Origin of the sequence: Phaeodactylibacter xiamenensis (assembly GCF_000759025.1) — a bacterium.
Lineage (GTDB): Bacteria > Bacteroidota > Bacteroidia > Chitinophagales > Saprospiraceae > Phaeodactylibacter > Phaeodactylibacter xiamenensis.
The window spans coordinates 111,961-132,882 of the sequence record NZ_JPOS01000029.1; the positions used below are offsets into that span (position 1 = coordinate 111,961).

Genomic DNA, 20,922 nt, shown 5'->3' on the forward strand with positions numbered 1-20,922 from the left:
ATAAATGTTCATATCCCGGGCTCTTCCTTAGGAGGAGCCCGGGATACTTTTTGATACCCTAACCATCGTGGTTTATGCACAGCTTTATTCTTAGAAAGGCTTCGGGAAAAGTGTTTTGTGTAAAAGGGATCACTATTCTGCTCGCTGCTGTATCCCTGTTCACTGGCTGCTCTGATCAGCCTGCAACAGTCTTTTCTGCTCTCGGTCCTGAGTCTACAGGCATTCAATTCTCCAATGACCTCTATTATACGGAGGACTACAACCCCTATACCTACCGAAACTTTTACAATGGCGGCGGCGTCGCTGTAGGCGATATCAATAACGATGGCTTACAGGATCTCTACTTCGCCGGCAACCTGGTCTCCAACAAATTATACCTCAATAAAGGTGGGTTGCAATTTGAAGACATCACCGAGCAGGCAGGCATAGCTTGTGCTGATGTTTGGACATCCGGCATCAACTTTGTTGATATCAACGGGGATGGCTGGCTCGATATCTATGTCTGCAAAGCCGGAAAACCAGGCGGCCCAAAACGCCATAATGAACTGTTCATCAATCAGGGCGACCTCACCTTTACAGAGGAGTCCAAAAAGTATGGCCTGGACTTTACCGGCCTGTCTATTCAGTCCGCTTTCTTTGATTACGATCTCGACGGCGACCTTGATTGTTACCTGCTCAACAACTCCCTGCGCTCCGTAGGCGGCTTTGATATGCAGGAAGGGCTGCGTGATGTTTACGACCCGGAAGGCAACAAATTGCTGGAAAACCGAAATGGCACCTTTGTCGATGTGACCCGGGAAGCCGGGATTTTTGCCAGCCGAATTGGCTATGGGCTGGGTATCACCCTGGCCGATTTCAATCAGGATGGCTGGCCGGATATTTTCCTGTCCAATGATTTTTTCGAGAAAGACTACCTCTACTTCAATAATCAGGATGGCACCTTTACCGAAACTTCAGACTCCAGCTTTATGTCCTTGTCTATGGGGTCTATGGGGGCTGATGCCTGCGACCTGGACAACGATCTGCTCTCCGAAATATTCGTCACCGAAATGCTTCCCCGCGATGACGACCGCAAGAAGACCAAGACCGTCTACGAAGAGTGGGACAAATACCAGCTTAGTGTAAAGAAAGGCTACCATCATCAATTCGCCCGCAACGTCCTGCATAAAAACCTAAACGGACAGGAGTTCATCGAATTAGGCCGGGCCGCCGGTGTGGAAAGCACCGACTGGAGCTGGTCCGCCCTAATGCAGGATTATGATGCCGATGGGTTGCGGGACATCTTCGTTAGCAATGGTATCCGTTCTGACCTACTCGATAAAGACTACCTCAACTACATGGCCAATGAGACCCACGTGCGTGCCATGATCAACGAAGACGAAGAGGTCCTCAAAAAGCTGATCGACATTATGCCCTCCTCCCCGGTCCGCAACGCCCTCTTCCGCAATGAAGGCAACCTGCAGTTTTCCTACCAAAGCATAGACTGGGGCTTTGAAACCCCAACCTTTAGTAACGGCAGCGCCTACGGCGATCTGGATAACGACGGCGACCTGGATCTGGTCGTCAACAACATCGATCAGCCGGCAACGATCTACCGCAATAATACCCCGCGCAGTCAGGCCCACAGCATCGCTTTCCGGCTGGAGTTCACCGGTGGCAACCGGCAGGCCATTGGCGCCAAAGTGCTGATCGTAGCAGATAGCCTGCGCAGCCTGTTTGAGTATTTTCCAACCAAAGGCTTTCAGAGTAGCTCCGCTGGCCCCGTTTTCTTTGGGCTGGGAGCACGTACACAAGTGGATAGCCTTTATGTGATCTGGCCTAACGGAGAGGTGAGCATCCGCACGGGCCTGGAGGCTGATCAGATTTATGGCATCCGTTATGATTCGGCAAAGGTGACCGGTCAACGGCCTGCTCTGTGGGCCTCGCCCGATCCAGTTTGGAAAGCGATAGAGCCCCCCGTCCCTTTTGAACACGAAGAGGTGAACATCAACTTCTTTGGCCGGGAGCGTATGTTGCTCACGATGCCTGGAGGCATGGGGCCCGTCCTGGCACGTGCAGATGTGAACGGTGATGGCCGGCAGGATTTTTTTGCCGGAGGTGGGAAGAATCAGGAATCGGTATTATACCTTTCGACAGCGGACGGCTTTTGGGAACAAGCCTTGTTTAGCGATACCCGCCGGTCTGAGGTGACAGATGCCATCTTTTTTGACAGCGATATGGATGGGGACCCCGACCTGTACATAGGGCATGGGGGCAAAGCCTTTTCGGAGTATTCCCCGGAATTGCACGACGCCCTTTACCTTAATGATGGCGAGGGGCGCTTCGAGCAGGCAGAAGGCGCACTTGACTTTCCCTATCCGCTCTCCACCGGTGCCATAGGCGTAGCTGATTTTGATCAGGATGGGCTGCCCGATATCGTAGTGGCAGAGGCCATGAAGACCAATGTGCACGGTCTGCCGGGGAGCTGCCTGATTTGGCGCAACCGGGGAGATAATCAGTTTGAATTACTGGACACAGAAGCCGGTCAGGATATAGGCATGATCACAGCCCTGTCTACCGCCGATATTGATGGCAATGGATGGGTGGATATACTACTGGCTGGAGCGTATATGCCCTTGACAGTTCTGTACAATGAAGAAGGCGCTTTCCGAAAAGCGGTAATCTCCGGTACGGATGGCTGGTGGCAAGTCATAGAATTAGCGGACCTGGACGAAGACGGCGACCCTGACTTTATCCTGGGCAATATGGGCATCAACAACTTTTTCCGGAGCGGGCACATGGTATTTATCGCAGATTTTGACCAAAACGGAACGCCCGAGCAGATTGCCTGCACCAAAAGGGCGGACGGGCATTATCCTATTCAGGCCATTGACGAGCTGTACATGCAAATGCCAGTCCTCAAGAAAAAGTACCGCCGCTACGAAGCCTTCTCGAAAGCTCCGCTGGAAGCCCTGATTCCCGAGGAAAGACTCGCTGAGGCAAGACAGCTCCACCTGAGAGAGAGGCGTAGTGTCGTCTTGTGGAATGACAATGGGGAACTACGCCTTCAGCCATTACCAGCCGAAGCGCAGTATAGTAGTGTGCATGCCATCATGGTCAAAGATATGGATGAGGACGGCACTCCGGATTTGCTGCTCGGTGGTAACGACTACCGGGTCAAGCCGCAGTTTGGCCGTCAGGATGCCTCCAAAGGCTGCCTCTGCAAAGGGCGCAGGGCAGGAGAGGCCATTGTGTTTGAAGAATGTCGGATGCTGAGCCTCAGCGGACAGGTGAGAAGTTTTTTAGGCATCAACGAAAATCAAATTATTATTGGCTTAAACGATGATAAAATTCAGTGGTATGAGTTGGATTAAGGGCTTCTCGAAAAAGAAAATCCACAACGGGTTTTGTTTCACTACCCAACGCCTTTTACTTTTTGGAGCGCTGGTGGTGGCTTTTCAGAGCTGCAAGTCAGAGTACCATCAGTACGTAGACCGGGAATTAGGTACCGGGGAAATCCGGGACAGCCTCATTTTTGGGATGCGGATGGGCCAAACCAAGAAGGAATTTTATGCCATTTGCTGGGAGCTGAATAAGCAAAAGGTCATCACAGCAGGCACCGGTAATGAGTATGCTAAATACGTGGTGGATGCGGATACCATTACCGGTGATTTGTCAAGAGCTAAGGACATGCTGTTCTATGGCATCTTTGATGAGGATGATGTGATGCGCGGCATGGATATGAAGTATGCCTACCAAACCTGGGCGCCGTGGAACCGCAACCGGCATGCAGACAGCCTGATGAATCAACTGCGCGAGCAGTACCTACAGGGGTATCCGGGCAACGATTTTATGGAGCTTGAGGTCGAAGGGCTCAAGACCCCGGCAATGGTCAAAATTGATGGTAACCGCCAAATCCTGATGTACCCCGTCAGTAATAAGGATGTAAAAGTACGTATCGAAGACTTACGTTATAAGCTTGACAAATAATGAAAGCACCTACTGCATTTTGGATCGTCCCCCTTTTGTTCCTCCTGAGCTGTCAGCCAGACGGTTCCGATCCTCAGTCTTCCTCCGCTCCGCTTTTTACGCTGAGGGATAACGCTGAGGTGGGGATCAATTTCAGCAATGACCTCACCTACACCAAAGACTTCAACGTCTACAAGTACCGCAACTTCTACAACGGTGGTGGTGTCGCGATCGGGGATATTAACAACGATGGGCTGGCAGATGTCTACCTGACGGCGAATCAAACCGGCAATAAACTGTTCCTGAATAAAGGCAACTGGCAGTTTGAAGACATCTCGGAAAAGGCGGGCGTAAGCGGGCAGCGGGCCTGGTCCACCGGTGTCACCATGGTAGATGTGAATGGCGATGGCTTGCTTGACATCTACGTCTGCAACTCCGGTGATGTGGAAGGGGACAATAAGGAAAACGAACTCTTCATCAATCAGGGCAATCTGCGCTTTGAGGAACAGGCAGAGCAGTACAACCTCAATGATAAAGGCTATTCCACTCACGCCAGCTTCTTCGACTATGATAAAGACGGTGACTTGGATGTGTACCTGCTTAACAACTCCTTCCAGGCCATTGGCAGCTTCAACCTGCGCAAAAACGAACGCCCGAACCGCGATGCCCTCGGTGGGGACAAACTGATGCGCAACGAAGGAGGCCGGTTCGTGGATGTGAGCCAAGAGGCCGGTATTTACGGTAGTGTGATTGGCTTCGGGCTGGGCGTAACCGTGGGCGATGTCAATAATGATAACTGGGAGGACCTCTTCATCTCGAACGACTTCTTCGAGCGGGACTATCTTTACATCAATCAGCAGGACGGCACATTCAAGGAAGACCTGGTCAATCAAATCAACTCCATCAGCGGGGCGTCCATGGGCGCCGATATGGCTGATATTGACAATGACGGCTATCAGGATATTTTCGTGACGGAAATGTTGCCTTCTGACTACAGCCGCCTCAAATCGGTTACCACCTTTGAAGGTTGGGACAAGTACCAGTACAACGTCACCAACGGCTACCACCATCAGTTTACCCGCAATGTGCTGCACCTCAACCGGGGCAACAGTACCTTCAGCGAAATCTCCCGCCTGGCAGGCGTGGAAGCTTCCGACTGGAGCTGGGGTGCCCTGTTCTTCGATATGGACAACGATGGGTACGAAGACCTTTTCATCGCCAACGGCATTTACAAAGACCTTACCGATCAGGATTACCTGCAGTACATCGCCAATGAATCGGTCATACAGTCTATCATTTCCGACAAAGGAGTCAACTACAAGGAACTGATCGACATCATCCCTTCCAATAAGGTGCCTAACCACGCCTTCAAAAACCTGGGCGGGCTTTCCTTTGAGGCATACGAAGCGAGTGGGCTGCAAACGCCCAGCTTTTCCAATGGCTCTGCCTACGGCGACCTCGATAACGATGGCGATCTCGACCTTGTGGTCAATAACGTGAGCATGCCCTGTTTTGTCTATGAAAACCAGGGCGCGGGCGGCAACTACCTGAAGTTTCACCTGCGGGGCGAAGGGCAGAACACCTTCGCCATTGGCAGCAAAGTAGAGATTCGGGCAGGCGATCAGATCTGGCGGGTGGAAAACCAACCTACACGGGGCTTTCAGTCGAGCGTAGACCCGGCGGTAGTGGTTGGTATCGGCAAGGCAGCGCAGGCTGAGGTGACCATCATCTGGCCGGATGGAAAAGTGACGCAACTCGGCACCGTGGAAGCAAATCAGACACTGACGGTGGCTTCTTCTACCGGGCAGGCTGTTGCTTCCATGGCTTCCGAAAATACCGTCTCCGGCAAGGCTTTCGAGCCTGTAGTCTCTCCCATTGACTACAGGCACGAAGAAAACAACTATGTGGACTTCAACCGGGAGCGCCTCCTTTACCACGGGCATAGCACTGAAGGCCCCCGGGCAGGGCAGGGTGACCTGAATGGCGATGGCTATACGGATATCGTCATACCTGGCCCCAAGGGTGCGCCCTGTGTAGCTTATTTCGGGCAGGCAGACGGCAGCTTTTCCAAAACCGTGCTGGAGCAAATTGACGCCGGGGCAGAACACCTCACTGCCCACCTCTTTGATGCGGATTCGGATGGTGACCTGGACCTCTACCTTGCAAGTGGAGGTGTGGAAATCACGGAATTCTCCAACCTTCTGCACGACGAGATTTGGTTCAATGACGGGCGCGGGCGGTTTACGGAGCACCGACAGGTCTTCCCCAATGACCAAAAAATGAGCACCCTCGCAGTGGATTCCCGGGACATCGACGGCGATGGTGACCTGGACCTCTTTGTCGGAGAGCGGATCAAAGTCGGGAAGTATGGTGCCAAATGCTCAGGCTTCATCCTGGAAAACGATGGAGCAGGCAACTTCCGCGATGTGACCGCGCAGTACTATCCTGAATTGTCCAATATAGGCATGATCACAAGTGCCCGGTGGTGCGATCTCAATAATGACGCCCTCCCGGATCTGGTGGTGGCCGGAGAATTCATGGAAGTACACATTTTGATCAGCGAAGGGTCAAGCCTGCGCAGGCAGCCGCTGCCCTTTCCCAATGCCGGGCTTTGGACGGCACTGGAGGTCGCAGACTTGGATGGCGATGGCAATGAAGACCTGGTACTTGGCAACCTGGGCACCAACAGCCGTATCCGCGGCACCACCGAACACCCGCTGCGCCTGTACTACAACGATTTTGACAACAACAACTTCCCGGAAAGCATTTTGACCTTCAACGCAGACAACGGGAAAGACTATCCCTACGCCCTGCGGCATAACCTCACCAAACAGATGCCGTACCTAAAAAAGCAATATCCGGATTTTCAATCCTTTAAAGAGGCAGATATCACACAGATATTCAATAAGGAACAGCTGGGAAGTACAGAAGTACTGGAAGCCAGCGAGCTTAGGTCTGTGGTACTGCGCAACCTCGGTGGGGGGCAATTCGAAAAGCAGGTCCTTCCGGTAACGGTGCAGTTCAGCCCGGTCTACGCCATTGAAGCGGCAGATGTAAATAAAGATGGCAAGCCGGATTTACTGCTCGGTGGCAACCTGTATAAAGTACAGCCTGAAATAGGCATCTACGATGCTTCTTATGGGAATTGCCTGATTAACGATGGGAAGGGGCAGTTTGCCGACCGCGCTGTCGAACTTGGGTTTGGCGTTAAGGGCGAAATTCGTGACATTCAGCTCATCAATGAGTTGGTTTATATTTTTCGGAATGATGATGAGATCAAGACATATCAGATTAACTATGAATAAAGTTGGGTTTTTTCAGGGGCTTGCTGTATTGCTGTTATGGTCGTTAAGTGCCTGCGGGGGAGACCCCTCGTCTTCAGGTGAGACGGCCCCGGGTACTATGCGGACGCTCGGGCCTGAGGAAACAGGCATTAGCTTTGTCAATCAGTTGTCTGATAACCTGGACCGCAATATCATCGAGTACCTGTATTACTATAACGGTGGCGGCGTTGCGGTAGGAGACATCAACAACGATGGGCTGGAAGACCTATTCTTTACCGCCAATGAGCAACCCGACAAGCTCTACCTGAACAAGGGCAACCTTCAGTTTGAAGACATCACAGCACAGGCGGGCATTTTGGCCGATGATGCCTGGTCGACCGGAGTGGCAATGGTGGATGTCAACAACGATGGTTACCTGGATATCCACGTTTGCAAAGTGGGTGTGGGCGTCATGCCGGCTGCACACAACCTTTTGTACCTGAATCAGCAGGACGGCACCTTTAAGGAAAGCTCCAAAGACCTGGGGTTGAATATTCAAGCCTTCTCCACACAGGCTTGCTTCCTGGACTACGACCTGGACGGCGACCTTGATCTATACCTCCTCAATCATAATGTCCATTCGGTACGCAGTTATGGCTCAATCAAAAAACGGAAAGAAACGGACCCACTTGCTGGTGACCGGTTCTTCGAAAACCGCGTCAATGAGGCAGAAGGGCAGTTTGTAGATGTGACGGCATCAACCGGTATCTACAGCAGCCCTCTCGGGTACGGGCTGGCTATCTCTGCCGCAGACCTGAATGGCGATGGCTACACCGATATCTACATCGGCAACGACTTTCACGAAAACGACTATATTTACCTCAACAACGGCGATAAAACTTTCCGGGAGGTGATCAAAGACTGGACCGACCACACCACGCAGTTCAGCATGGGCGTCGATATCGCAGACCTCAACAACGATCAGTTGCCGGATATCTTCAGCACGGATATGTTGCCCTTTGACGAGGAGATTTACCTCAAATCCGGGGGCGAGGATACCGATCAGCTCAAACGGATAAAGGCAGACCTGGGGTATGAGGAGCAATACGCCCGCAATCACCTGCAGCTCAATTCCGGCAAGGCTTATTTTACAGACCTGGCTCTGCAAACCCGCACCTTCGCCACCGACTGGAGCTGGGGCGTGCTACTGCAGGACTTCGATAATAACGGCTGGAAGGATATCTTCATCACCAACGGCATTGTGAAGCGCCCGAACGACCTGGATTACATTAACTACCTCAACAGTGAAGCCATCGCAAAGCTGGACGAGGACGACCCGGAGCGCACCCGTAAGCTGATTGAAAAGCTACCTTCCGAAAAATTGCACAATATCCTCTTCTTGCAACAGTCCGAACTGGAATTCACGAACCTGGAAAGCTCCAGGGTGGGTACGCCAACCTTCTCCAATGGCGTAGCTTATGCCGATTTGGACAAAGATGGCTATTTGGAAGCCGTTGTAAACAACATCAATGAGCCTGCACAAATACTGACCTGGAAAGACCGTGCAGCGGGTGGTAATTACCTCAGCCTGCACTTAAAGAACAGTGCCGGAACAACTGCACTGGGCACCAAAGTCTATGTTTACGCCGGTGGGCGCACCCTCTATCAGGAGCTACAGGTGGTCAAAGGCTATCAGTCCTCTGTTTCCCACCGTTTGCACTTTGGATTGGGCGATGTCAGTCAGATTGACTCTGTGCGGATCATCTGGCCGGGACAGGGAACACAGGTCCTGTCTGAGCTGTCTGTTAATCAGCATTTGGAAGTGGAAAGACCGGCGGCTGACGCGCTAATAGCCGCAGGGGGTAATCCGGTCGAAGCTCAGGCTTTTGAAGTGTTTCCACTACAACACGAGGAGAACCCCTATGAGGATTACGAAAAGGAAAAGCTCATGCCCGAGCGGCTTTCACAGGAAGGCCCGGCTGTTTTGTACGAAGACCTGAATGCAGATGGCATTAAGGACCTGCTCATTGGTGGAGCACATGGCTATCCCATGCGCTTGCTACAGGGTCAGGCGGACGGGTCGTTTCAGAATCTGGAGGTCGATGCATTCACCCGTGATGCCGGTTACGAAGATGCCAGTTTTGCGGTCATTGATTTCGATGCCGATGGTGACCTGGATATCTATGCCGTGAGCGGGGGAGGAGCGGCCAAAGAGCTGGAGAAGGCACTGGAAGACCGGTTGTACCTGAACAACGGTAATATGGACTTCCGCCGCGTGGCGCTTTCTCTGCCCCATACCAACGGAAGTGTGGTGGCGGTTGCGGACTTCAACAAGGATGGGTACGAGGACCTTTTCGTAGGCGCCCGCTCGATCCCGGGGTCCTATGGGCTATCTCCCTATAGCTTTATCCTGACCAATAAGCAGGGCAGGGGCGTAGATATCGCCTACAAACAACGGTTCGGCATGGTCACTGATGCCAAATGGGCCGACTTTGATCAGGACGATGACCTGGACCTCATCATCTGTGGTGATTGGATGCCGGTGACGATACTGGAGAACGATGGTGAAGGCGCGCTGGAGTACCTGCCGGAAGAAGCCAACGGCCCTGCGCTGACCGGATTCTGGACGAAGCTGGCCGTGGCAGATGTCAATCAGGACGGGCAACTCGATATTTTTGCTGGCAACCTGGGCACCAATAGCCTGATGCAAGCGAGCCCCGAGGCTCCCGTTAAGCTCTACCTTGGCGATTTTGATGAGAATGGCTTTGTTGATCCTCTGGTCTTTTTCCAATACTACGACCGCTACGTCCCGCTCGGTTCCAAAGATAAATTGCTGTCGCAGCTACCCGGGCTGAAAAAGGATTTCGTGTCCTATTCGAAGTATGCTGAGGTGGCCAGCTTTGAAGCCCTTTTGCCGGAAGGTCAGAAATTTCTGGTAGAAGAAAAACAGGCAGAAATCCTGCAGTCCATGCTGTTCCTCTCCACGGCTGATGGAGGCTATGAGGCGCAACCCTTGCCTGCACAGGCGCAGTGGGGCACCATACAGGATCTGTGGTGGGAAGAAGATGCCCGGCAGTTGTACTACATCAGCAGCAATGCTGAGCTGATGGCTGTACATGGCAATAGTCAATCCGCACGGGGAGGAGTACTCGGAGATTACGATGCAGCAGCTTCCGCCTTTAAAACGGTACAATCACTGGACCTGCCGAGAGGGGTTCAGGCGCGGGCGCTCCTACCGGTAAGCGGGCGGCAGTTGTTACTGATTACGAATAATGATTACCCCTATCTGCTAAGTAGCCGATAAGGTGCTACAACAAAAACGGGTTTTTAAGGTTGCCTTTATGTACTGCCCGGTGCGTGAAAGCTTGTGCGACCAGACCGGATGATTTGATCGTATTTCCGCGCTTAAGCCTTCCCTGGTGCGTGGTCTGTCGGCACAGGAAAGTAGAAGCTTTTACCACCTTGGAGCATTGAACCTTCAGATACCGCTATGCCATGACTACTTCCTTGAAGTTGATTTCGTTGTTTTGCCTTTTCCTCTTTGTACTACCGCAGGATGCCGATGCGCAGCGCCGGGGCAAACGCATTAAGCAGCGCTTCCGGGCCTCCCTGATTACTGGTTTCAACCTTTCTCAGATGGATGGCGATAATTACAATGGCTTCGACAAGTTCAATCCGCAGTTTGGCATCGGTGGCACCGCTATCATCAACAATTACTCAGAAATAGGTATTGAGCTGCTCTATCATAGCAAAGGTACCCGAACGGAATCAGACCCCCGCCGTACGATAAATAGAAAAGATCGATTGGTGGATTTGAACTATATGGAAATCCCCTTTTTCTATCGCTACAATCGTATGGGTGGCGCGCCCGGCGTTTTTTTTGAATTCGGTGGCGCCTTTGCCCGGCTTATTGATGCCCGGGTTAAAGAACCGGATATGGTATTGGACGGCTTGGTCATCAGCGGCCTGGAGGATGATTTTAACAAAAACGAGCTTAGCCTGCTGCTTGGGCTGGGACATCATTTTACCGAGCATATCGGCGCACGTATTCGTTACAGCTTTGCGCTTACCCGCGTTTACAATACAGACGACCTTAGCGAACAGGCCGTATTACAAATTGAACAGGAACGAGGGCTAACGCAGCTGCGAAACTACTATATCAGTCTTGCTGCTTTCTATCGGTTTTAAACTACAGCTATTGATTTTGTGTATAAGTGTTTGATTTACAGTTGGCTTTTCGAGGTGAATTGATTGTAGCCAAATAATATTCGCTGGTATAGAAAAAGGGTTGCATTGATCGAATATTCCCGCCCGTTTATAGAAGGTACCCATTTTCAAAGATCATTTCGTGCAACTTCCTCGTTTTATAACCGTCTTTGATAACGAAGACATCAATAAACGATTTAGTTGATAAGCACCCGCTGACCCGGGCCATTTGCCCAGCGGTCAGGTTATGCCTTATTGCCTGATTGTTAGTTTTTTATCCCGATTGTTATACCTAAAATCAGTTTTGTTATGAAAACCTTTCGCATTGTTTTTTCCGCCCTTTTGCTTACTGCATTCGTCACTGCATCCTTTGCTTCTGCACCCGACAGCGCTACTGCTGCCAAGGACCTGCGCCGCGAGATTTCCAAAATGATCGAAGCGCCAAACCTGGAGCAGCTGGGCATGAAGGAAACCTTTGTATTCATTAATTTCAAGGTGAACGAAAATAACGAGATCATTGTCCTCAATGTACTCGGCGTGACCGACGAAATCTGTGAACAGGTAAAGGAGAGTATCAACCACCGCAAAGTAGAAGGCCTCGGCCTGGACAAAGCGCAGGAATACAACCTGCGGGTCAACTTTGTAGCTGAGGGTGCACTCGCCAAACGGTAAACGTTAGTTTTCTTGGTGAAGGTAATGCCGGGTTGAGCCACGCGCTCAGCCCGGCATTATTTGTTGGGCAGTAAGCGCACAGGAAAGCTTTGGCCCGCTGGTGCAGAGCTTAAGCTTTGGTCTTTCCAGGCGCTCTGCCCCCGCTTCGCCCGGCGCACGCTCCGTCCGACGTAGTCGGGTCTTTCGCCGGGCGTACCCTTCCTTGCAGATCAATAGCGCACCGGGTGAATGCCTTGGCTCCGGTATGGGCTTAGTGCACCCGGTGAGCCCTTCAATGACCGACGAAGCAAGTAGAGACGCGAAGTCGTGAAAAGCATAATGCCACAAAACCTTCAGCCCCTTTGCCAACTCTTTCCGCCTACGCTCTTGCAGGTCAAGTTGAGGCCGGCAATGCGCAAAGGCTAAGCCGAGGTTGAAGTCCAGCCAATGGGCCTGATTAAAGAAAGGAATAGCCCGCTATTCCCGCCCTGAAGCCATCGCCAAGCCCTCAACCTTGACCGGAGTCTAAACCCTGGTCATCGCCCGGCAACCATAAAACCCACAGCCCGCCAAAGCCATAGGCAACGGCGGGAAAACGCCACAAAACCCTCTTTCCGCTGCGCACAAGGCGGTTACTGAATCACCACCCTTTCCACCCAAACCTGCCCTTCCGATTCCACGCGCAGGGCATACATGCCCGGCGGCAACTCCGGCAACTGTAGCGGTACTTCAGGTGCAGATGGTTTTATTACTGACCACACCGGCTGCCCCTGCAAATTGTAGAGCGTGAAATGTCCGGTGCCCGTGGGCACAGCTCCCGGCCAGGCGACCGTAAGGTGGCGGCAGGCGGGATTGGGGAAGACGGTGACCTCTGGCTCAGCAGGAGATGGGGCCCACTCCTCAGAAGTAACCACATAAGCGCAGGAGTCCAGGCTTGGGCACCCTTGTGCATCGGTGCGGACCAGCCAGCAATTTCTGCGCCCGTCTCCGCGCGACTTTCCCCCAACTATCAGATCGCCATTGGGCAGCTCTCCAAAGCGGCCAAATTGCCCGGAAACATTTTCGCCTGACAAGTCGAAGGGGGGCAGATAGTAACGGGACCACAGGGTATCCCCTTCCGGCGTAAACTTAAACAGCCACCCGGCCAGCTTTTTCGACCCGCCCGCCCAGGTACTGTGCTCTCCGGCACTCACAATGTTACCGTCCGAAACCAGTTTTAGCTCCCGGGAGCCTTCCTGTCCATTACCAAACAAATGGGGCGGTCCTGCAGGATTAGCCCATTGTACACTATTGACAGGAGAAAGCCTGGCGATAACTGATTGTACCATGGAGAATAACCAGCCATCGGGGTAATACTCTTCAAATACCTCCCCGAAAGTGATCAGGCTCCCATCCTCCAGGGCAACAATCTGCCGGATCAGCCCCGTTTCAGGATATACCTCCGAGGCCCATTCGGATTGTAGCGTACCATCGGTTACATTTATCTTGTATATTATGTTATAAAATTGCTCAGACTTTGTGCAACTAATCACTAAGATGGAGTCCCCCTGCATCGTGCCGTCCTGAACGATTTCCGTGGCACCTTCTTCCCCGTAATACTGCACCCATTGGGTCTCCCCAACTTTATTAATCCGGCGGGCATAGGGGGCGCCGGAACCATCAAGCGCCTTAGCCGTACCGTACAACAGGTACCCGCCCTCCAGTTCGATGGGCTCTACCACTGTAAAATTGCTGATCGCATTGCTGTCCTGGTATTCGTAGCGGAACTCCTCCTGCAGATCGCGGTTGAGTTTGACGATGATTGAATTATTCCTGCTAGTCACCGCATTAAACAAATACCCGTCATCTCCGGTCGGGATCAAGCCACCGTAGAGATAGTCTACTGCAAAGTTATTTATAATGGCAGAGGTCGTCGCTGTATCCGTAATGAAGTTTTGAAGCTGCACTTCATTGGATGGGCCATACCGGGTCAGTAAGACGCCTATTCTGTCAACCCCATCGGACTCCTCCATGGCTCTGCCAAAACCGATCATCGCCCCATTGTGCCCAACAACCGCATCGATGTAATCATTGAAATCATACCCAAAATCATCCGCGCGGTTGGCCGGTTGGGCAACAGAAAAGGTATAGAAAAAAAGGGAAAGGGCTCCAAAGAGCCAAATGTTATATGACTTTATCATGGCTGGTTCTTTAGCTTTAACGCAATACTACTTTTTGGCGCAGTGGGGCTGCAGCAAGTATTAGCCCCCCCTTCATCTGAAATGATATAAACGTTCAATGCCTTCTGTATTTCTTCCAATGGTTGCAGCTCTGCCCTCACCTCTCCGAGTTCTTCCGGCAGTTGGGGAGGGCTGCTGAAATCCGGGCCAATGAAAGAATTATAATACCCATCCCCATCACAATACCCCTGTCCGAAAGGGACAAAGAAAATGCCATGGGCGTTAAACGCATTATTCAAATTTGCCATCCCGGCCTTTGTTTCATCTTCTAAAATATAGGTGCCATTGTCTGAAGTATTCCACCATGCCTGGCTTGGACTGGCGGCATTTTCATCAATGAAATTGAAGATCACCCTTATGGTATAAGTGGAGGGGTCATCTTCATATACTTCCCCGTAAATAAGTCCTGGATAATCTGTGTTCTCTTCCTGGCTGTATAGAATGTCAGCATGAGCGCATAGCCAAAGGGCAAGCATGGTAAATGCCCAGTATTTGTGTGTGTGTTTAAGCATGGGGTTCGGTTTTTTAGTGGTTAGAGAATGATTGGTAAGGTACGATATTAAAAGGACAGATGCAATGTTTAAAAAAGGTAGTATTCCAAATCCATTTAGCTGGTTAACTTTTCATAATGAGCTAGAGCCCAGGCGATATATAAGCGGCCACGCGCTCAGCCCGGCATTATTTGTTGGGCAGCAAGCGCACAGGATAGCTTTGTCCTGCTGGCGTAGAGCTTAAGCCTGGGCATTTCCGGGAGCTCTGCTCCAGCTTTTCTTTGGGAAACCTATCGGAGAGCAGGAAGCTCCCCGACAGGAGCTCTATCCTGCTGGAGTAGAGCTTAAGCCCAGGCTTTGCAACGAGCTCTGCCCCAGCTTTCCCAATTACTTATTAAGGCGAAAAGTTCGCCGGGAAGGACGCCGCAGCGCCTGCCAGATGCTGTAGACATGCATGGCCATACAGAATGGAAAAATGAAGCTCATCAATGGCACAAAGAGCGGATGGGTCAGAAAAGCGCCGTCTGGTGTAGTGGCAAATAGCTGGTACGGGCTTTGCGGAAGCGAAACAAGGGCGATAGCCACCAAGTAAAGCAGCGAAAAGAGCCCAAAGGTATTCCAAAGTAGGGTCTCCGGTCTCCGGAACTGCCCCCGGGCGAAGAACACATAGCTGCCCATCAGCGCGCTGATGCCCACCACAATATCGTAATTGAACCACAAGAAGGTCAGCTGAGGCGGCACATACCGCCCTGCGTAGCCCATCCACAGCAGCAAACTGAGGACTATCCGGATCCCTTGCGCTTTGACGATCCACTGCGGGGGCGTGATGAGAAGGACCTGCCGGAAAAACCGAAAACCAAGCAGCAGCAGGAAGAAAACGGAAGGGAGCAGGAAAAGGCTAAGCATGGTGAGCACCGGCTCGGCTGTCCCGTACCGGGCGCTACTGGCCATCCCGATACTGATCAAAAGCCAAATGCTGAGCGACAAAATGACCAGCCGGCCCGCTTTTTTGCGCTGAGCAGGCGGCTGCTTCAACCGGCTCATGCCAATGCGCAGCGCAGTATACAAGCTGCCCAGCAATCCGGCGGTCAGCAGCAGCGTTATCAATTGGCCGATAAGAAATAAGGACTGGCTCATATCAGAATATGGTTGCGGAAGATAGGCTTTTGACAGCCGATCAAAAAAGAAACCGGGCAAGGATTTTCAAGACCAGCGTAAATCAAGTATTATTGTAAACTTAGCAGGTATCTCAATTTAGCCTGCTTCATTCACAACCTGAGACTCCTGCTGCATGGACAACAACAAGACAACGTCAGTACTGGAAGCCGCCCGGGCCGATACTCAGGAGCGTTTCCAGGCTGGTCTGACCACCGACCACCAATACCATAATCAAGGGCATACCGAACGCGTATGCAAAGCGGTGCTGGAGCTGGGGCAGTCAGCAGGGCTTGCAGGGTACCAGTTGGAAATCCTGGAACTCGCTGCCCTTTTCCACGACCTGGGCTTTACGGAAACCTACGAAGGGCACGAAGCGGTGAGCCGGCAACTGGCCGATCAGTTCTTATCCAGTCAGGCGTATGAAGAGGAGCGCAAAGCGGAGGTGCTCAACCTGATCGATGTAACGTTCCCGCCAAAGGTGCCACAAACGCAGCTCGAAAAAATCATGTGCGATGCTGACCTGAGCAACCTCGGCAGCCCGCATTACTTCGAGTACCTACAGGCTCTTCGCCACGAGTGGAAGACTTTTCTCAACCAGGAGTACACCGATGAAGCCTGGTACAGACTCAACTATAAATTCGTCAAAAACCACCGCTTTTACACCGCTGCGGCTGTAGAAGCCTACGACAAACAATGGAATACTAACCGAAAGCAGTTGAAACAGCTCAGAGATGAGCACCGCAGCCCGGCCCTGGGCAATGATAAACCGGCCAAGCCGGAGCAAGCCAAGCTGGCTGGGGCTATCAGTGATAGCAAAAGTGCGCAGACCATGTTTAAAACCAGCCTGCGCAACCATCTCGACCTTAGCGCGCTGGCGGACAACAAGGCCAACATCATGTTGAGTGTGAATGCGCTGATCGTTACCATCGTTATGCCTCTGGCCAGCTCCTACGTCAGCGAGCACCCTCAATTGGTGATCCCGATGCTGGTACTTTTGGTGACATGCCTGACCTCTATGATATTTGCGACCCTGGCTACCCGGCCCATCAAGATGAGCGGAGAGACCAGCCGGGAGGCCATTTCCAGCGGCACTTCCAACCTCTTCTTTTTCGGCAACTTTTTTAAAATGGACTTTCCCGCCTACGAGTCCGGCATGCAGGAGATTGTCTCTGACACTAAAAAACTGGACAGTTCAATTATGCGCGACTTATACTTTCTGGGGCGGTCGCTGGGCCGAAAGTACCGCCTGCTCAGGATCTGCTATACCATTTTCATGATTGGTATAATCACCACGGTGTTGACCTACGGGCTGCTGATATGGATCACTTCTGCTATTTGATCATATCCCGTGGTGGAGACAGGAATAAGCCCACCCTGAAATAGGGTTGAGGCGAAGTACGGGCACGAAAATCGTAGGTGGCATCAAGGGTATTGTCAAAGCGGGCCCGCCTTGGGATGAGGTAGCCTGTTTCAGCGGTAAGCCAAATCCAGGAATAGAGTTTCCTGTCATAAGTGGCTTTTAGGGCAATCTCGGCATGCCGGAAGTAGTAGGGCGTCATGCCTTGTGTTTCCGGCTGTAGCAGATCAAGAGCGTAAGAACTGCTCTGGTATTCTACCCCAAATAGCAGGAGATTTGTCGGGGAGAAGTTGTAGCGCATCATGATCTGAACGGGCAATACCGTCTCAATACCCCATTTTTCGCTGAAAGTTTGGTTGAACACCCCAAATGGAAGAATGGTAGTATTGAAAAAATTGCGCCCAAACATTAACCCAAGACCCCATTCCAGGTCCTCCCGTTCCTTGAAGCCCACTGCTGCCAGACCACTGTAGGTAGCGTAGCGCGGGTCGAAATTCATCATCTGTTCGTAATCGCCCCGGTAAGAGGTGCGTAGCCGCAAACCACCGTAGACCCGCTCGTTGAAAGACTTGGTGATGTAGACAGAATATTTATTGGTACGCAGCGCTTTGCCATTAAGCGATTCGAAAAGCTCCTGATTGAAGTAGCCAATCCGGTCAAAATGGACCGACTCCTGTTGGTATTCATAAACTGCCAATACTTTCAGGCTGGGCGCATTAATGATAGGAATTTTGATTTTAGCACGGAACTGCTCAATGTAGTCAATTTCGCTGGCATTGGCACCTTCTATACCGCCGGCGCGGGGCGCAAGGTTTTGATCGCCTACCATGGTGCGCTCAATGAGCAGGCCGCGGCCGCGAGACTTGTTGACCACCCCGGGGCGGCAGTAAGCCATACCGTCTTTCGTCAGGTCAATATCCTCTTTTTCAATCAGAGACAAAGATTGCCCATATAGGCTCTGCCAGGAAGCGGCAGATATCACTATGAGTAACCCTATCAAAGAACGATATTTGATCATACTAAACCTGTGTGCTTTTCTTTTTGACGGCTATTTTGAGAATGGCCACAGCAAAATTAGCAAACGAAATAACGACCTGAAATATTATCAGGTTTGTGCTGTAGCCCCGCCTTCAGAGGTCATCTATTGCTCTTTTATACAAAAAGAAGTACAGGTTAAATGTTCCTTTTCAGGTGTTAAAGTCTTTTATCGCTATTAGTATTTTACGGTAAAGCGGAGGGCCCGAAGCCCCTGTACGCCCTGTAGTTTTCCGATTTTGAGATCCTCAATTTCTTCGGTAATGTACCCTTCGGAAATGAGGTAGTCCGCATATTCGAGGTACTCCTGCTTATCTTTTTCCTGCAGATAAACAATCGCCACTTTGCCGGCCTGCGTCAGCCGCTCGTCTGTACCTTCGATCAGCGCTTTGTCAATGCGCTTCTTCAGTATCTCGTAGCGGACATTGTAGGCTCCATCCACATCAAACTGCTTTTCGTCCATCCGGAAGCGGATCGACAGGGGGTTGGAGTAGGTAAAGATCAGTTGCGCAGTGGTGAGAGGTACGGGCAAGTCGGTTTGCAGATCCTCTACCAAACGGGTGACTTCGCACATGTCAATAAACTGCCAGAGCCGGAGATTACGCAGGTGCATGCGCTTGAAGGTGCCGGTTTTAAGCAGGGACTGCCCGGCGTAGATATCGTACTCCACACCATCCGTCTTATAGCGCTCAAAGTAGTGGGGGACAATTTTTTGGGCTGCTTCCTGTTGGTCTTCCAGATAACGGGCAATGGTGGAATTGATCATGGATACGCTATCCTCATACTTTCTGCGTTCCTGGTACACGATGCCCAGGTCGGCATCAATGTAGTTGAAATAGTGGCGGACCTTGGCTTGCAGGGCCGGATACCGGCTCCTGATGTCCTCGAGCACCGGATGGATTTCGTCCTTCAGCCAGGAAACGATTCTGGACTCGTCGTTGGAGTTGAAATCCTCCAGTACGCCTTTGAGGTTGCGTTCGGCCGCAGCCCGGTATTGATTGAGCAAAGGGTAGCGGCCCATGCCAATTGCTACATCAAGGAGGTCCAGCAGCAGGTGCAGGTTTTCTGAAAGGTCGGCCTGTATGGCATGGTTCCGCCGGTCAGAGGAGCTTACAATATCTGCCTGCGCATAGAGCGGGTGCACATCTCTGAAAGCAATAGGCGGAGCGGTGGCATTCTTGCCCTCAACCTCCCGTTTCTCCAGCAGATTGTAGGAGGTTTCAATGAATTTCCACTCCACACTCGGGTGGATGGCCGTGTATTGCTCCCGGATGATGGCCTCAATCTGATTGTCGATCTCATCCCGGCTGCGTTCCACCGCCATACTAAATAAACTGACCAGCTCCCGGAATTTAAGCTCTACAAAGCTGTGCAGTTCGTAGGGCTTGGGCGAGCCGATTTCGAGCAGGCCGATGATACGCTCTTTTTTATTCAGCAAAGGCGCAACGATGATACTACGGATCCCCTTTTGGAGCAAGCCTTCTTCGATCGGGGTTTTTTGCTTTATTTTCTCCAGGTCTTCTACCAGCACTATCTCCCGGTATTTACAGGCTTTCTCATAGATGGAGCCTGCGTTGTCCTCCGCCAGTAAGTCTGCCTGCTCCTCGGCAAGAAAATCATATCGGATTTTATACTGATGGGCGACCTGATACTCTTTGGGGTAGTCAATCGCCGTAACGCCCATCTGCAAGCCAGGGATGTCAAAGAAGGTTCGGACAAGGCCTTCCAGCCGGCTGACCTTTTCTTCCTGCACCACAGCATTTCTTTCCAGCATGGAAAACTTAAGCCTGGACAAGGCCTCTTCCTCCGTGATATCGATCAGCGTACCGATGGTGAAGCCTTGGAACTCGAAGTTTTCCGGGGGCAGGTACTTCATCCAAAGCTCTACATCGTACACATTGCCTAGCAGCTCGTTGATCTGTTCCTGGCTGAGCGGTTTTAGCGGCTTTAGCTTTTTTATCCTCATGTAGTCTGTGTCGAGGCGGGTTTTGTAATGCCGCTCCATGCCCGTCTCCGGGTTGGAAATAGAGATCGACAGGGGCGATCCGATTTTTAGATCGGTACCGTAGTAGGTATTCAGGATGAAGCTGCAGGCGCTGATCACCATAGAGCAGAAGGTGAAGCCTGGCTTGTGGTTGATGACATACTTGAAATTTTTAGCCCGGATGTGCTCCTCCAGGGCTGGCGTCATGTATATCGGTGCCATTTCGAAGGGCGCCGACACCTTGATCAGCTGATTTCGGCGCAGGGCAGGAGGGATGACCATCAGCATGAGCAAGTCGATAATATCCTTATGTTTTTCCAGCTGTCTGCGGTCTTCAATGGGCTGCCATAACTCCGGCGCATCCTTCAGGCGGTCCATGACGAACTGCCCTACCCCTGACTCTACCGGGTTGTCGCTTTCCGCCTTCTCTTTGATCATCTCCAGCAAAGGAGCCAGGCTGAGCTTGAACCGGAAAGGCATTTTCCCGATATCGAGTTGCTCCAGCACATTCCATTCTTCATCTACAACGGCCTGCCGGGCGCGTGGCTGTGTCTTCGGGGGCTTCACAGGTAAGTCGATTTCTTCCATAGTGTGCAATGCTTATTCTCCT

At 51.7% G+C, this 20,922-nt stretch carries 12 protein-coding genes; 7 read left to right on the plus strand and 5 right to left on the minus strand.

Annotated features, from left to right (window positions below; all coding sequences use genetic code 11):
- Positions 1 to 74 precede the first annotated feature (74 nt).
- From IX84_RS11640 to IX84_RS11665, 6 genes are all read left to right on the plus strand, one after another.
- The gene (locus IX84_RS11640; protein ID WP_063978266.1) at positions 75 to 3,353 is read left to right on the plus strand and encodes a VCBS repeat-containing protein; all 3,279 of its coding nucleotides are present in this window, start codon (positions 75 to 77) and stop codon (positions 3,351 to 3,353) included.
- Complete coding sequence (locus tag IX84_RS11645) at positions 3,340 to 3,969, plus strand: hypothetical protein (RefSeq protein ID WP_044220457.1); 630 nt, start codon at positions 3,340 to 3,342, stop codon at positions 3,967 to 3,969. The genes IX84_RS11640 and IX84_RS11645 overlap by 14 nt, the downstream gene beginning before the upstream one ends.
- Positions 3,969 to 7,253 (plus strand): VCBS repeat-containing protein, encoded by a 3,285-nt coding sequence (locus IX84_RS11650; RefSeq protein WP_044220459.1) that lies wholly within the window; start codon positions 3,969 to 3,971, stop codon positions 7,251 to 7,253. The genes IX84_RS11645 and IX84_RS11650 overlap by 1 nt, the downstream gene beginning before the upstream one ends.
- Positions 7,246 to 10,515 carry a VCBS repeat-containing protein gene (locus tag IX84_RS11655; protein WP_052515961.1) on the plus strand — a complete coding sequence of 1,090 codons (3,270 nt, stop codon included), beginning with the start codon at positions 7,246 to 7,248 and terminating at the stop codon, positions 10,513 to 10,515. The genes IX84_RS11650 and IX84_RS11655 overlap by 8 nt, the downstream gene beginning before the upstream one ends.
- Before the next feature lie 191 nt (positions 10,516 to 10,706).
- On the plus strand, positions 10,707 to 11,399 hold the full coding sequence (locus IX84_RS11660; protein WP_044220465.1) for an outer membrane beta-barrel protein: 693 nt from the start codon (positions 10,707 to 10,709) through the stop codon (positions 11,397 to 11,399).
- A gap of 327 nt (positions 11,400 to 11,726) precedes the next feature.
- Positions 11,727 to 12,089, plus strand: a complete 363-nt coding sequence (locus IX84_RS11665) for a hypothetical protein (protein ID WP_044220467.1) — start codon at positions 11,727 to 11,729, stop codon at positions 12,087 to 12,089.
- A gap of 611 nt (positions 12,090 to 12,700) precedes the next feature.
- Here the strand turns inward: IX84_RS11665 and IX84_RS11670 are convergent.
- The 3 genes from IX84_RS11670 to IX84_RS11680 form a co-directional block, all read right to left on the minus strand.
- Positions 12,701 to 14,248, minus strand: coding sequence for a T9SS type A sorting domain-containing protein (locus IX84_RS11670; protein WP_044220472.1), 1,548 nt, complete (start codon positions 14,246 to 14,248; stop codon positions 12,701 to 12,703).
- Positions 14,245 to 14,799 carry a hypothetical protein gene (locus tag IX84_RS11675; RefSeq protein ID WP_044220475.1) on the minus strand — a complete coding sequence of 185 codons (555 nt, stop codon included), beginning with the start codon at positions 14,797 to 14,799 and terminating at the stop codon, positions 14,245 to 14,247. The genes IX84_RS11670 and IX84_RS11675 overlap by 4 nt, the downstream gene beginning before the upstream one ends.
- Positions 14,800 to 15,165: 366 nt before the next feature.
- Complete coding sequence (locus tag IX84_RS11680; RefSeq protein WP_044220477.1) at positions 15,166 to 15,915, minus strand: hypothetical protein; 750 nt, start codon at positions 15,913 to 15,915, stop codon at positions 15,166 to 15,168.
- Between the two features lie 154 nt (positions 15,916 to 16,069).
- Here IX84_RS11680 and IX84_RS11685 point away from each other — a divergent pair, with 154 nt between their 5' ends.
- A complete protein-coding gene (locus tag IX84_RS11685; RefSeq protein ID WP_044220479.1) occupies positions 16,070 to 17,275 on the plus strand; it encodes a Pycsar system effector family protein in 1,206 nt (401 codons plus the stop codon).
- Here the strand turns inward: IX84_RS11685 and IX84_RS11690 are convergent.
- Both IX84_RS11690 and IX84_RS11700 read right to left on the minus strand, forming a co-directional pair.
- Positions 17,268 to 18,293 carry a hypothetical protein gene (locus tag IX84_RS11690; RefSeq protein WP_152605011.1) on the minus strand — a complete coding sequence of 342 codons (1,026 nt, stop codon included), beginning with the start codon at positions 18,291 to 18,293 and terminating at the stop codon, positions 17,268 to 17,270. The genes IX84_RS11685 and IX84_RS11690 overlap by 8 nt on opposite strands.
- A gap of 213 nt (positions 18,294 to 18,506) precedes the next feature.
- Positions 18,507 to 20,900 carry a GAF domain-containing protein gene (locus IX84_RS11700; protein ID WP_044220489.1) on the minus strand — a complete coding sequence of 798 codons (2,394 nt, stop codon included), beginning with the start codon at positions 20,898 to 20,900 and terminating at the stop codon, positions 18,507 to 18,509.
- Positions 20,901 to 20,922: the final 22 nt, after the last annotated feature.